Source organism: Prochlorococcus marinus str. MIT 9313, from assembly GCF_000011485.1.
Classification (GTDB): Bacteria; Cyanobacteriota; Cyanobacteriia; order PCC-6307; family Cyanobiaceae; genus Prochlorococcus; species Prochlorococcus marinus_D.
On the sequence record NC_005071.1, the window covers coordinates 2,265,157 to 2,279,333 of the forward strand.

General features: G+C 50.4%; 9 protein-coding genes. 7 read left to right on the forward strand and 2 right to left on the reverse strand.

The window, feature by feature from the left end; all coding sequences use genetic code 11:
* The first annotated feature begins 352 nt into the window (after positions 1 to 352).
* The gene (locus AKG35_RS11450) at positions 353 to 1,843 is read left to right on the forward strand and encodes a mechanosensitive ion channel family protein (protein ID WP_011131513.1); all 1,491 of its coding nucleotides are present in this window, start codon (positions 353 to 355) and stop codon (positions 1,841 to 1,843) included.
* A gap of 235 nt (positions 1,844 to 2,078) precedes the next feature.
* The gene (speA, locus tag AKG35_RS11455) at positions 2,079 to 4,025 is read left to right on the forward strand and encodes a biosynthetic arginine decarboxylase (RefSeq protein WP_011131514.1); all 1,947 of its coding nucleotides are present in this window, start codon (positions 2,079 to 2,081) and stop codon (positions 4,023 to 4,025) included.
* Between the two features lie 178 nt (positions 4,026 to 4,203).
* Here speA and AKG35_RS11460 read toward each other — a convergent pair whose 3' ends face one another.
* Positions 4,204 to 4,899, reverse strand: coding sequence for a Crp/Fnr family transcriptional regulator (locus tag AKG35_RS11460; RefSeq protein WP_011131515.1), 696 nt, complete (start codon positions 4,897 to 4,899; stop codon positions 4,204 to 4,206).
* A 223-nt stretch (positions 4,900 to 5,122) separates the two neighbouring features.
* Between AKG35_RS11460 and AKG35_RS11465 the strand changes: the two genes are divergently transcribed.
* From AKG35_RS11465 to AKG35_RS13125, 5 genes are all read left to right on the forward strand, one after another.
* Positions 5,123 to 7,036, forward strand: a complete 1,914-nt coding sequence (locus AKG35_RS11465; RefSeq protein ID WP_011131516.1) for a CHASE2 domain-containing protein — start codon at positions 5,123 to 5,125, stop codon at positions 7,034 to 7,036.
* 18 nt (positions 7,037 to 7,054) lie between these two features.
* Entirely contained in the window at positions 7,055 to 9,283 is a 2,229-nt protein-coding gene (locus AKG35_RS11470; protein ID WP_011131517.1) for a hypothetical protein, read from the forward strand.
* 97 nt (positions 9,284 to 9,380) lie between these two features.
* Entirely contained in the window at positions 9,381 to 9,947 is a 567-nt protein-coding gene (locus AKG35_RS11475) for a cyclic nucleotide-binding domain-containing protein (protein WP_011131518.1), read from the forward strand.
* A 355-nt stretch (positions 9,948 to 10,302) separates the two neighbouring features.
* The gene (locus AKG35_RS13120) at positions 10,303 to 10,644 is read left to right on the forward strand and encodes a hypothetical protein (protein WP_011131519.1); all 342 of its coding nucleotides are present in this window, start codon (positions 10,303 to 10,305) and stop codon (positions 10,642 to 10,644) included.
* Between the two features lie 8 nt (positions 10,645 to 10,652).
* Positions 10,653 to 11,039, forward strand: a complete 387-nt coding sequence (locus AKG35_RS13125) for a phosphatase PAP2 family protein (RefSeq protein WP_011131520.1) — start codon at positions 10,653 to 10,655, stop codon at positions 11,037 to 11,039.
* A 318-nt stretch (positions 11,040 to 11,357) separates the two neighbouring features.
* Here the strand turns inward: AKG35_RS13125 and alaS are convergent, their stop codons facing one another.
* Complete coding sequence (gene alaS, locus AKG35_RS11490) at positions 11,358 to 14,036, reverse strand: alanine--tRNA ligase (protein ID WP_011131521.1); 2,679 nt, start codon at positions 14,034 to 14,036, stop codon at positions 11,358 to 11,360.
* Positions 14,037 to 14,177: the final 141 nt, after the last annotated feature.

Genomic DNA, 14,177 nt, shown 5'->3' on the forward strand with positions numbered 1-14,177 from the left:
TAATCATCTACACCCTTTTGAGTGAGGCAGGTCCGACCCGCTCCAAAGAGGAAAATCCAATCACAATGATCTCCATCAGTGAATCGAACAGCGATTACCTCTGCGGGCCAATTGACAGCCAACAGCTCGGTCATGCCACCGATCCCTTGACGAACACAGGCTTCAGCAGCATTGGCTTAGACCCTTATGGCAAGCAAAGCCAAAGCACAACAAGAAAATGCGGGCATTGATGGCCTCGCAGACGACACATCGATCAGAATTCAATCACTTGAAGTTGCTTCAACATGCTGGGTCCATGGCATGACTGCCCAACCCATGCAATCAATTCTCCTACTACGAATGCCCAAATCTGATGACGTTTGGCCTGCGCCTAATCACCACGATTTTGATCACCCTGCTGTTAACGGTTAGCCATCAACGCAACCTGCTTAGCTCACGCTGGCCAAAACCACCGGTTCGCCTACCCGTGCTGGCATTACTGCTCTGGGTAGGGACTGCGCTGCCGTTCTTAGAAAAGATCATCTCCAAGCAGGCCAGCCTCACCACAATCGGACAACTAGCACTGCTCTACGCAACACTCAGTCTGGGGGGATGGTTGCTCCTGGAGATTCCAGGTGCACTGGGCTGGTGGCATCCACCCGCCAAAATTCTGCGCCAACTGAGCGGACTCATCCTGGCAGCCATCCTGACATTAATCATCCTGCAGCAGGCAGGGGTCAATCTCGCTGGCTTGATCACGACATCTGCCTTGCTCACAGGCGTCGTCGCCTTCGCCGCACAAGAACCACTTAAAGACATTTTCGGAGGGCTGAGTCTTCAATTAGATCAACCGTTTAAAGAAGGCGATTGGATCCAAATAGGAGAGGACTGCGGTCAAGTCATCATGCTGACCCTAATGAACACCTATCTACGCACTGGTATGGATGGGTGCACCCTGATTATCCCAAACGACACGGTTGCTCAAGCGACGATCCGACGAGTCCACCTAGGCACTCCCTATGGCAATTGTTTTGAAGTTGGCCTGGATTACGGCTTCCCTCCATCACAAGCTCTCAGCCTGCTGCTGGGTGTAGTCAATCGCCACGCTTCTGTACTGACCAAACCAGCCCCAAAAGCATGGGTAGCCAGCTTCGAAGACAGTTACATCTGCTATGGCATCCAGGTGTGGCATAAAGATATCAGTGACGTCAAACGGTTGAGCATCCGTGGTGAACTGATGGAACAAATTTGGTATGCCCTCGAGCGAATCGGTCAAAGCATTCCATTCCGAGTCCGTTTAGGGAGCCCCAAACCACAGACCTTGGCTGCAGACGATCCAATGTGCGCTGACACTCAACGCAAGGTCCAATGGCTCACTAGCAATGCACTTTTTACAGATCTAAGTCAAGCCCAACTTGATGCCCTAGCCCCATCAACACGCTGCGTACGCTTCGCAAAAGGGGAAACAATCATCCGGCAGGGTGAAAGCGGAGATTGCTTATACCAGATGATCACCGGCACGGTTGAGGTGTCGCAAACAAATTCACAAGGACAAAAAATAACCTTTCAAAAACTTGGCCAGCATGAGATCTTCGGCGAAATGGCACTGTGCACGAAACAACCTCGCAACTCCACAGTTCGCGCACTTGAAGAATCGGTACTCCTAGAAGTGGAGCGCCGAGACCTACAACCCCTGATCGATCAAGACCAGGGGTTGGTCGAGAAACTGGCCCGATTGGTACATCTCCGCCAAATGGAAATCGGGTCACTAAATCAGCAGCAAAGTCATTCCAGCAAACTGCATAGCCAAAGAAGGCTGATCCGCTCGATGCATAGGCTCTACAAGGTGATACGCGGCGACTAGCAGAATCTCAGTCAAGGGCAAGCCTTGGGCAGCATGACGCTGCTCTGATCAATGAGACAAATCCCATTTGCGATACCGCCCCAAGAAACTCCGACTCTCTGAAGAGGGGCAAAAGTAAACCTCAAAAGACTGCAACCACTATTGAGCGGGAGGGATCCTGATACCAAGAAGAATCGAATGCCAAAGCACACCTAGATTTCCTTGTCATTCCCTCCGCGATCCATCTGCGTGCGTTATGTCGGCAGCCGACCCCATCCAGGACAACAAGTCATGGACCGTTGCAGACAGTGCAGCTCTCTATGGCCTCGATCACTGGGGACACCCTTACTTCTCAGCCAACGCTAACGGCCACGTGCAGGTCCAGCCACGCGGCGATCAAGGCAGCTGCCTGGATCTGGTGGAACTGGTAGAGGAGCTCAAAAGCCGTAACCTCAACTTGCCTCTGCTGATCCGCTTTGATGACATCCTCGAAGACCGGCTAGAGAGGCTGCACAGCGCCTTCGAAGAAGCTATTAGCAAATACGGATACGCCGGTCGATATCAAGGCGTATTCCCGGTGAAGTGCAACCAACAGCGCCACGTCGTAGAACAACTGGTAGAAAGTGGTCGCCAATGGCACTTTGGCCTAGAGGCTGGCAGCAAGGCTGAGCTGCTGATTGCTCTTTCACTCGTCAACGACCCAGAGGCACTACTGATCTGTAACGGCTACAAAGATCAGCGCTACATCGAAACCGCGATCCTGGCCCGCAGGCTTGGTCGCCAACCTGTGGTAGTGATTGAACAACCCGATGAAGTGGAACGGATTATCCGCTCCAGCCAAGAACTTGGCGCAGCACCCTTCCTCGGTGTACGAGCAAAGCTAACGACACGCAGTACGGGCCACTGGAGTAGCTCAGTAGGCGAGAAAGCCAAGTTCGGTCTCTCAGTGCCGGATCTGCTAGCCACAGTGGAAGCCTTAAGACAAGCTGATCTACTTAGCGATCTGCGCCTACTGCACTTCCACATCGGGAGCCAAATCAACGACATCGCTGTACTCAAAGACGCGCTTCAAGAGGCAGCGCAAATTTACGTAGAGCTGACCAAGCTGGGAGCCCCCATGGGGTATTTGGATGTTGGGGGTGGTCTGGGTGTCGACTACGACGGCAGCCGCAGCGCTAGCGCAGCATCGACCAACTACTCCCTACAAAACTACGCCAATGATGTAGTCGCAACGGTGCGCGAATGCTGTAAACCCCATGGCATCACTTTGCCTATCCTTGTGAGCGAAAGCGGACGCGCGATCGCTAGTCATTTCTCAATACTCGTGTTCGATGTACTGGGTACAGGAACTGTCCCAGGAGCTATCCCCAAGCAAACAGTAGAGGAACCCCTCACCATTCACAACCTTAGGGAGACGCTCTCAGGAGTTATGGCAACTCAAAAGGGTGCTGTATCTGAAATATCGCGCCTACAGGAAGCATGGAACGACGCGATCAAATTCAAAGAAGATGCCCTCGCCGCCTTCCGCTTGGGTTACATCAGCCTGCCAGAGCGGGCTCTGGCAGAACAACTTACAGGGGCTTGCGCCGAAGCAATTATGGGCCAATTGCCTTGCAACGAAACAATTCCCGACGACTTACAAAGTTTAAGAGCTGTTCTCGCTAGCACCTACTACGCCAACCTTTCAATATTTCGTTCAGCCCCAGACACCTGGGCCATCGAACAACTCTTCCCGCTCATGCCGATTCATCGATTGAATGAAGAGCCAACTCAGCTAGGTCACTTCGCTGACCTCACCTGCGACTCCGACGGCAAACTGGACCGCTTCATCGGGAATGGGCAAACCAAAACTCTGCTGGAGCTTCACAACCTGCGCCAAAACGAGGCTTACATGATTGGCATGTTTCTCGCCGGTGCTTACCAGGAAGTGATGGGCAATCTGCACAACCTGTTCGGCAGTACCAATGCAGTGCACATCCGTTTAACAACTGCTGGTGGCTACCAGGTGGACCACGTTGTGCGAGGCAACACCAATTCCGAGGTGCTCGAAGCCATGGAGCACAACCCTGAGCTCCTGCTAGAGAGGCTGCGCTTGGCTAGTGAACTTGCGATTCAACGAGGTGAGCTAAAGATCAACGATGTGCGCCGGCTGATGGACCATCTAGAAGCGAGCCTGCGTCAGACCACGTACCTTCAAGGCTAGGACTTAACATCATTCCCATATCGGCGACATGAGCAACTTTGATCACAGCAACTCATTGAGTGCTGAAGAGTCGCATCCCTCGAGATCAGCAACTTGTTTTTCTGAAAGCTGTCCAAAGACTCCTAAATCCAAGACGATTCTGGCTGGTCAATTCAACCCGTAACCGTGCTCAAAAGCTCTAAGCGCCAAGCGGCAACAGGCCTCGTTTAACGAGCGGCTGCAGATCCACCAAACGCAGGCAGCCTTCGACCTCCTCCAGTGTTCCACGACTGCGCAGCTTGCTCAATGTCCGGGAGGCAGTCTCCCTGGACAAACCTGCCATGAGACCCAACTCCCTTTGAGCTAACGGCGGAATCGCCACTTTGGGATCATCAGCAGAAGAACTCTTGCGAGCCAAGTAAGCCAATGCATTGAGTAAGCGCGTCGTGGCATCACTGGTCTGGATTGCAAAACGCTGATTGAGATCCCGCAAGCGAGATGCCTCAAGCTGAGCAAGGGCAATCGCAAAGCCCACTTCCTTGCGCAGCAAAGTCACAAAAGGCGACGCTCTCATCTTCAAAAGTTTCACTGGCGTTAAGGCCACAACATCAGCAGACCTGGGTGCGGCATCAAGAACAGCCATCTCACCAAACAGGTCCCCCTCCCCCAACACTGACATCACAACTTCATCGCCATCAGCCGTATAACTGCGAACTTTGGCCATGCCTGAGCACAACAGAAAAACCGATTCACCCCAGTCTTGCTCCATCACGAAAACCTGGTCAGCACCGTGACTGGACTCAAGATGGCGATCCAATAATTGCTCACAATCATCCGTTGTTAAAGCCGAAAAAAATTGCACAGCCTGCAACTGCTGAACGCTAAAAACAGCCATGTTTCATTATTTTTAGTTATTGAACAATAATGCAACCCCTAAATCACTCTTCAATATGAATCAATTATTTGCACATTAGTCAACCTTCACTCACACACTAAGCATGCACTATTCCTGATAACAGCTTTCGATCTCAAGACAAAGCTGTTCCTGCCTAATGCAACAAGAGCTGGCTGTTCAGAACGACTCGCATCACGATGGTTATTAGCAGTCTTGAGCATGGATGGTAACAAAGGGCAAGTGGATCAAGCGCCAAGCGGCTGTCTTAAGCCTTGGAGTGGTGATTGGCGGCATTGGATTGCTCTATCCCAGCCAAATAGAGCTTCTTGAACTGGCATTTGTCGATGCTGCCCAAGAGCTTCGTGGCCCACGTCGGGTTCCTGATGGCATCACGATCGTGGCCATTGACGACTTCAGCCTGCAACAAGCATCCAATACAGATCTCAGTGAGAGAAGAGATTTACGTAGTTTGCAGCATTGGCCATGGCCGCGAAAAATCTACGCAACGGTTTTGGATCGCCTGTTTGCCTGTGGAGTGAAGGCTGTTGCTGTTGACCTGCTCTTCGATAGCCCAAGTATCTATGGCCCAAATGACGATCAGGTCTTAGCCGTCAGCTTAAAGCGCTTCCAACCCAAAGTAGTATTGGCAGCACAAGTGCTCGAAAGCCGTGGTGCTGTAGGAGGCCTAAGCCTTCTACGTGCCACCCCTGCACTTAGCGCTGCATTGGGAACAAACCAACACGGACTACTCAATGGATTCCAAGATGCTGATGGTGTGATCCGCCAACGCCCGAATACCTACGCCACCACGGTCAGCAAGAGTCTTGGCAAAAACACTCCTCTTAGCCTTGGGGTTGCGCTCTTACAAGCTGCAGAACTACCAGTGGAGCATCATGTGAAATGGGATGGTTGGTTGCCACTCCTCGATCCCTACGGCCCACCGCGCACGATTCCGACACTTTCCATCTGGCAGCTGCTTGAGCCAAACAGCTATGCCGCATTGAAAGAGTCTGGGCAACTGCGCGATCAACTCGTCCTAATCGGTCCAACGGCTACATCACTACAAGACTTACACCAAACAGCATTTGCAAGAGGTGCAGGCATGCCTGGCGTGGAAGTCCACGCGACGGAAATCGCCAATCAAATAGAAGGCCGCGCCCTGCTGTTCCCCCACAAATCGCCTGGATGGTCGCTGTTGCTAGGAGTGATGGTGGTACTGATGGCTTTGGCCTCTCAGCGCTGGGAACGTCCTCTTACTCGCCTGGGATTGCTGACGGCGATTGCTGCAGGCCTACTGCTACTAAGCCTCCTATTCATTGCCCTACTTGGCCTTGAGGTTGGTTTGGTGAGCCTGTCTGCTGGAGCACTCGCAGCAGGAGTCATCAGTAGTGCTGGTGCCACATTGAAACTCCAATGGCAAAAACGACGCCTACGACAAAGCCTAGGGCGCTACTTATCACCAGCCGTAGCCGCGGAGATCGCCAATCAACCTGAGGAAGCAGATGACATCCTGGGTGGACGACTCACGGAAGTCGTGGTGTTAATGACCGATATTCGCAGCTTCACCAGCTTCACCCAATCCATGTCAGAAAGTGGTCAAGTACCCCGACTGGTTGAAAGGCTAAACCTCTATTTCTCGGAAGTTGTAGAAGCCATCCATCAACGGGGAGGCACGGTGGATAAATTCATTGGCGATGCCGCCTTGGCTGTTTTTGGAGCACCAATCAAGCGAAGCAGTCAGGTGGATGCAAAAGCCGCCATCGAAGCAGCTTTAGATATCGAGAAACGGCTAGCAAAGCTCAATCAACACTGGAACAATAAAGGTGAAAAATCCTGGGAACAGGTGGTTGTGCTTAGTTTTGGCACTGTGATCAGCGGCAACATTGGCTCCCGCAGCCGGATGGATTACACGGTGATAGGCGATGCTGTCAACACTGCTAGCCGGCTCGAAAAAATAGCCAAACAAAGCAATCAAACAGTGGTTATGAGCGAGGAAGTAGCTCAACTCCTCGGCGACCAATGGACCCTACAAAACTTAGGACTATATGAGATACGAGGCCAGAAAGCACAGCACGTGTACGCGATTAAAAGCGTCCATAGCAAAGTCAAATTCCTGAATGAATCAAGTAAAGAATAAAAAATACTAAAAGAGTTGATGATGAAGTTAGGGAAACGTTTCTTGTGGTTGATCGTATTACAAGGTTTGTTTAGCCCTGCTTTCGCCTCATCCCTTAAGCAAGCAACCATTCAACGCATTGTTGATGGCAACGAAGTGTATATCGATAAAAGTCAAGCACGCGTCAAGCAATCGGCCAAAGAGGGACAACAAATAAGCACAGGCAGCAGCAGAACTGAATTGCTTTTTGATCGTCGTGCTCTTGGGTATCTCGGCAAAAACAGCTTGATCAACCTTGGTGAAGACTGCTTCAGTTTAAGCAATGGGTCTGTCCTGATCAACGGCAACCAGCGTAGCTGCATCGGTAGCAAGGTTCTTGGAATTCGTGGTACGACCTATGTCTTAAGCATCAACGAAGAAGGTAGTTATGACCTCGCTGTACTCACTGGAGAAGCTCAAATCAGCAGCAAATCTGAAGCCGCCTTGCTCAACGAGCCAGACCCGGACATTCTCACCCTCTATCCACGACTCAATCCAGTGATTGGAATCGGTGGAACCATCTGGGGAAATAATTCCAATAACAGTGATTTTGAGGGGCTTATTTTAGGTGACTTAGCATACTTTCAACCTCTCAGTCAAAACAGCGGGAGTTCAGTTCTCTATAGCCTTACATCCTCATCCTCTAACTTCGACAAGGCATGGGGAGTAAGCCAAGAATTCGGATATCGCTGGTTTGATCCCAATAACCAAAGAAGCAATGGAGTCATGGCGGGGTACACCCATTGGCAGGGTCAAATTAAAGATAGTTGTTCTCGCTCACAGCTTTCCTTAGGAGTAGAGACAGCAAGAAATCGTTGGAAGTTTGCAGCTGCTGGTGGTGTTCCAGTAGACAACTGCGAGAGCCAATTCTCCTTTGCCAGTGCAACGGTAGGAATGCCTATGGCTGAAATTGATCAAGAGCCCATCACCCTATCTTTATCGCCATATCTACTTGCAGGGATCGGCAAAAACTATGCTGGTGGGCGCATAGGATTGAATATACCCATCGGTCCAAGATTTAATTTATTTACCTATGGTTCCTACGATGGTATTGCGGAGACAACCATAGGAGGCAAGATATCCTATCGATTCCCCACTGGCGGAAGCTTTGTAGAAGCCCCAGCCATTTCTAAAGATGATGAAGTCTTAAGTACTGAAGTCTCCCAAAGTAAGCAATCTAAAAATACAAAATTGCGATTTGCATCCATCGGACAAATTGCGCCCCCGCACGAATCAGAACCCGTCAAGTCGCTGATTGTCGAACAAGCTGTTGATAATGTCCAAGCATACGAATCATCTGCCATCCAAGATTCAGTTCCAGCACGAGGAATGTGGATGAAGGATAATAATCTAGTTGAAAAGAAAGCGCTTGAATACCTCGAGAAGAAAATCCAAACATACACTTTAGACAAGGGCTTTGGCTCTAATGCTACAAGTGACCAAAATGATGCTTATATCATCAAAGCTGGTGAGCAAGTGAGAATAGACCCAGACGGAAATATCCTAAGTCGCACGAAAATGACTCCTAAGTATTACAGCCAGCTCGTCATTAAACATCTCAAAGGGCAAACCCCCCCCCCAGAAAGCACTGTCATAGCAAAAACATTTAATAAGCTACTGAGCAATACACCAACTCCTGCTCCTACTAGAAAACTTTCGATGAACCCCATAGCCTCACTAGAAGGTGAACCCGGCGATAACGATTCAGACCAAAACAAAGGAAGCCATCAATATGATAGAGGTATCTACTTAACGCTGGGAACCAACGAAAACGGCACACCCATTATCAATGGTAATAGTGTTTTAGGCTCTAAAGACGAACAACCATTTGGTGATATAAATCAACTCATTGAAACGAGCAACACAATACAAACTGAGTTGAATGAGTCCAAAGAAAACAAGAACACCAATAAGGATCAGTCTAGCGAAAGCAACGAAAATGAAGATTCAGATCAAGCATCTACAAATAATTCTAGCGATGATTCAGACAATACTTCAACAGATAGTTCTACGAATGACTCAGACGATACCTCTACCAATAATGCAGACGATAGCTCTGCGAATAACTCAGGTGAAACATCTACAGATACTTCTAGTAATGATTCGGGCAATAGCTCCACATCCAGTACATCAAGTGATGATACTCACAATCAAGCCACAAATACAGGCACAGGTGGAAATAGGAACAACAACAACAACAACAACAACAACATCAGACCGTCCCCATAAAGGTAAAAAAAGTTTCCCCCCATCAAGCAACCGTTTGCATTGGTTCTGCACGATGTTGCCAGTCATACCAAGATAATGAAAGCCATCCACAGCAGCCATGTGGGGACAAGAGCCTCAACTTCAGCGAGTCCGCGAGCGACTGAAGTTACTGCTGTCGACCCACGCCAATGCACTCCATCCCAAAACCTTGTATGCCAAGCCAGGAGAGCTGCTCCTCAAGCAAGACGCGCCAGCCAAGCACCTGCTTCTACTGACTCAAGGAAAGGTGGCGATTGAGATCCAACAACAAGGTCAATCTCCTCACACGCTGACAGTGATAGAAGCCGAAGCATTATTGGGGGAGATGGGCCTATTCGGCGATGGCACCCACTCTGCTGATGTCCGGGTGGTTGATGGACCTGCGGAACTACTCCAAATCAACGGTAACGATCTACTCAAAGCACTGATCTATGACTCCGAACTGCTGATCGAACTGCTTGCTCTGATGAGTGAGCGTGTCCGCAATACCAATAAGATAATCACATTGCTACTTGATGGAATTAACGGAGCCTGCAAAAGAGATGATATCTTGTTGGACAAAGCACTCCAAGACTTAAAAAGTCTGAACCAGTTCGTTTCACAAACTGCCGAACAACTGAAACACCACTATAGGAAAAATGAATAACCAAAGAAATCAGTCATTAACAAATGGCATCTTGTTCATAATGGCTTTCAAGTATTAATAGAGCAGCTCGTCAGGTCTACTCAAAATCAACCAAAGAGAACCCATCTTGATAAATAGCAACTTGACTCCCAAAGAAAAAGATTTTCTAGGTTAGGCTAGAGAAATCCTCATCAACGGACTAGAGAACCATTATCAAGACATTAATCCTATCCAGCAAAGCTAGAGCCATCAGACGGATCGATCAATGTTTACCTGTTAACCGATCGATGACAGTCCAGCCCTAAAGAAACCTATCCAAGCAATATTCCTTTACTTATTGCCACTAGCAATCATCAATCAGCTACAAGTAATTTCCATGAAAAACATTTCAGTCCGCAGTCTTCTTCTAAGTTTTGCTTTCACTGGCTTAGTGTCACCATCTGTTTATGCCGAATCAAGCAATCCAGCGAAGGGATTCGTTCTAGATATCCCTGCCCTGCGCAAAGTAATCGGTGATCCTCCAGAAATAGGTAGCAAGTCATTACAACGTGATCTCGATATTCTCTTCTGGCTTCAAAACAGCAGAAGCCCTAGCGGAGTTAGGAATGCTTGGACCTATCTGGACAAAGTTTTGACAGTTTTCGAACCTGCCTTGGGTTCTGATTTCTCCAAAACAGCTCCAAAGATCAAAAAAAGCTTCCGCAATTCATCAAGCTAGTCAACAACGTGAAAGACACTTTCAAGAAAGAAATCAGTCGTGATCGCCCCTTCGTCGCCTATTCCACCATCAAACCCTGCCTACCATTGGAAGATAGCAAGAGTTATCCCAGTGGCCATGCAAGCTGGTACACCACAGCGAGTTACCTGCTAGCCGATCTGTTCCCGCAACGGCGTGAGCCCCTCTTGCTAACAGGGCGCCAGGGGATCTATGCCCGTCCGTTTTGCGGCTTGCACTACCCCAGCGACGTAGAAGCAGGTCACCGACTCGGCAAGGCCGCTGCTCAACAGATTATCCGCAGTCCCCAGTGGTCAAAATTTAAATTATCAGTGCAGCAGGAAGTCAAAAGAGCTCTAAATCCGCCACCTGCAGGCCTACCATTAATTAACTACTAAGCTGATTGAATCAACAAGCTTAGGCGGTGATTGCAATCCAGAGCCTTGTGAAATTTCTTTTTTGATTCAACCTAAGCTATTAGAATATATTGGCCCAATAAATATCATCTGATTTTGCTGCACATGCTGTAAATCCTAGCTGAAATGATTAGCCATAAGCAAGCGCCTAGAAGCATATCTTTCAAAACTCCTGCCCTAAAGTCGTAGCAAATATCGTTGAATGAACTCAATAAGAAAACTAATACGGCAAGCTCATACAATTACTTGATATCTCAACACTCAAGCTCTTAGTTAAGACGTCTCCCTGCAATTAAAAACTCAGCCCAAGGCTTGCTGCAGATCAACCTTTGCCGCTTCCAATGCTCCATCCAAAGCCGCGCCATCGCGTCCGCCCGCCTGAGCCAGATTGGGGCGACCGCCGCCGCCGCCGCCGCAACGCTTAGCGATCGAGCCAATGAACTTACCCGCTTGCTGACCCTGAGCGATCAACTGCTTGCCAAAGGCCGCTACCAAAATCACCTTGCCTTCGTCGCTCGGATCAGGCAAACCTCCCAACACAACAGCAGCACCATCCCCCAATTGATCCAATAAACCCTGAGCTGCGTTTTGTAAGCCCGCACCCTCCACACCATCAAGACGGGCCACCAACAACTGGTACTCACCAACAGCTACTGCCTGGGTTGCCAAGGCCGCTGACTTCGCGACCGCTAATTCAGCCCGTGCTGCAGTCAACGCTTTTTGGCTGCTCTTTAGCTCCTCCTGCAGCGATGTCACCCGTTCGACGATTTCGCTGGGCTGCACCTTCAAGCGCTCCAAAAGTTTCTTCACCACCTCATCGCGCTCATTGAGATACGCCAGCACCGCCGGACCAGCCACCGCCTCAATCCGCCGAATTCCTGCAGCAACACTGCTCTCAGCAACGATCTTGAACAAGCCAATCTCAGCTGTATTGGCCACATGGGTTCCGCCGCAAAGTTCCATCGACACACCTGGCACATCCACCACGCGCACCACATCGGCGTACTTCTCTCCGAACATCGCTACAGCGCCGGCAGCCTTGGCCTCTTGGATCGACATCTCCTCAACAATCAGATCATGGGATTCCATGATCCAACCGTTAATCAAAGCCTCAATCTGCTCAAGTTCCTTGGCCGTAACAGCTCGCGCACAGTGGAAGTCGAAGCGCAAGCGATCGAAGTCCACCAGAGAACCTGCCTGACCGATCCCCGAATCAACGACCTGCTTGAGCGCCGCCTGCAAGAGGTGAGTTGCAGTGTGATTGGCCTGGGCACGGCGCCGACAGGCTCGATCAACCTGAGCGTTAACCAGGTCGCCCAGAGCCAACGTGCCGCGCTCAATACGACCAAAATGCACAAATACGTTTCGATGACGACTCACATCGTCAACAGTCACGATCACACCATTGCCGCCGGAGCCTTCACCCGAAAGCACACCGTGATCACCCACCTGGCCGCCACTTTCACCGTAGAAGGGCGTGGTATCGAGCACGATCTGCACACTGTCACCAGCGCTGGCTCGTTCGGCCGACTCCCCATTCACGACTAGGGCCAAGACACAGCAAGGCTGCTCCAAGACCTCATAACCCTGGAAGCGAGTGGCCTCCAACTCAGCTGCCATTTGCTCGATAGCCCCTTGCAGCGTGAGATCAATGCTCACTGCAGCGGCCTTGGCCCGCTGACGTTGCTGATCCATCGCTTGCTCAAATCCTTGGAGATCCACAGTCAAACCATGCTCTTCAGCAATCTCCTGGGTGAGTTCCAAAGGAAAGCCATAGGTGTCGTACAACTCAAAGGCCTGGCCCCCTGAAATCATCTGGGGATTAGCAACCAACACATCAGCCAGCACCTTCTCACCACGCTCCAACGTTTCCAAGAAGCGGGCCTCCTCGCGATTGAGTTCCGCCAAAATCAGCTTTCGGCGCTCCTCAAGCTGGGGGTAAGCCTCCACCATTAAGGCAATCGCCGCTTCCCCCATGGCCTGCAAGAAAGGCTTCTCGATCCCGACCAGTCGCCCATGACGCACCACCCTGCGAAGCAAACGCCGCATGATGTAGCCGCGACCAAGGTTGCTAGCAGTAACCCCATCACAGATCAAATGCGTAATCGCGCGGCAGTGATCGCCGATCACCTTGAAGCTGGTCTTCCCCTTCTCATCAAGCTTTTGATAATCGAGACCCGCGAGCCCAGCAGCCGTCTCGATCAATGGGTAAATAATGTCAGTTTCATAGTTATTAGGGACGCCCTGCAAAATCTGAGCCATCCGCTCCAAGCCCATGCCGGTATCAATATTGCGGTTCGCGAGTGGGGTGAGATTGCCCTCCCCATCTCGGTTGTATTGCATAAAAACCAGGTTGTAGAACTCAACAAAACGACCGTCGTCTTCCAGATCAATGTCGTCGTTGCCCAGATCCGGCTTGAAGTCGTAATAGATCTCCGAACAAGGTCCACAGGGGCCAGTCGGCCCTGAAGCCCAAAAATTATCAGCCTCATCCATACGCATGATGCGCTTGGGATTCACCCCCACCACATCTCGCCAGATGGTCTCAGCCTCATCGTCCTCACGAAAGACGCTCACCACCAAATTCTTCGGATCAAGTCCAAACACCTCTGTCGTGAGCTCCCAGGCCCACTCAATCGCTTGTTGCTTGAAGTAATCGCCAAAAGAGAAGTTGCCAAGCATCTCAAAAAACGTGTGATGCCGCGCTGTGCGACCCACGTTCTCGATGTCATTCGTGCGAATACATTTCTGGCTACTGGTGGCCCGCGGCGCAGGGCGTTCAGCCTGACCCATGAAAACGGGCTTAAACGGCAGCATGCCAGCAATGGTTAGTAGCACCGTGGGATCTTCAGGAACCAACGAAGCACTAGGAATCACCTGATGCGCACGCTCAGCAAAAAATGTCAGAAAAGCAGTGCGGATCTCTGACCCAGTGCGAGGTCGCGAATCACCAGAACGCAATGATCTTGCAACGGCCATGAAGAATTCGGACGTGGAACAAGGATCCACCAGCCATGATCGCCTTTGGACCTCCCTATGACGTTGCCCGCCACCGCAACCAACCCAATGGTTAGGGCCCAGATTTATTTGCATTCGCTTGGGCAATGCCAACTTCAGGCA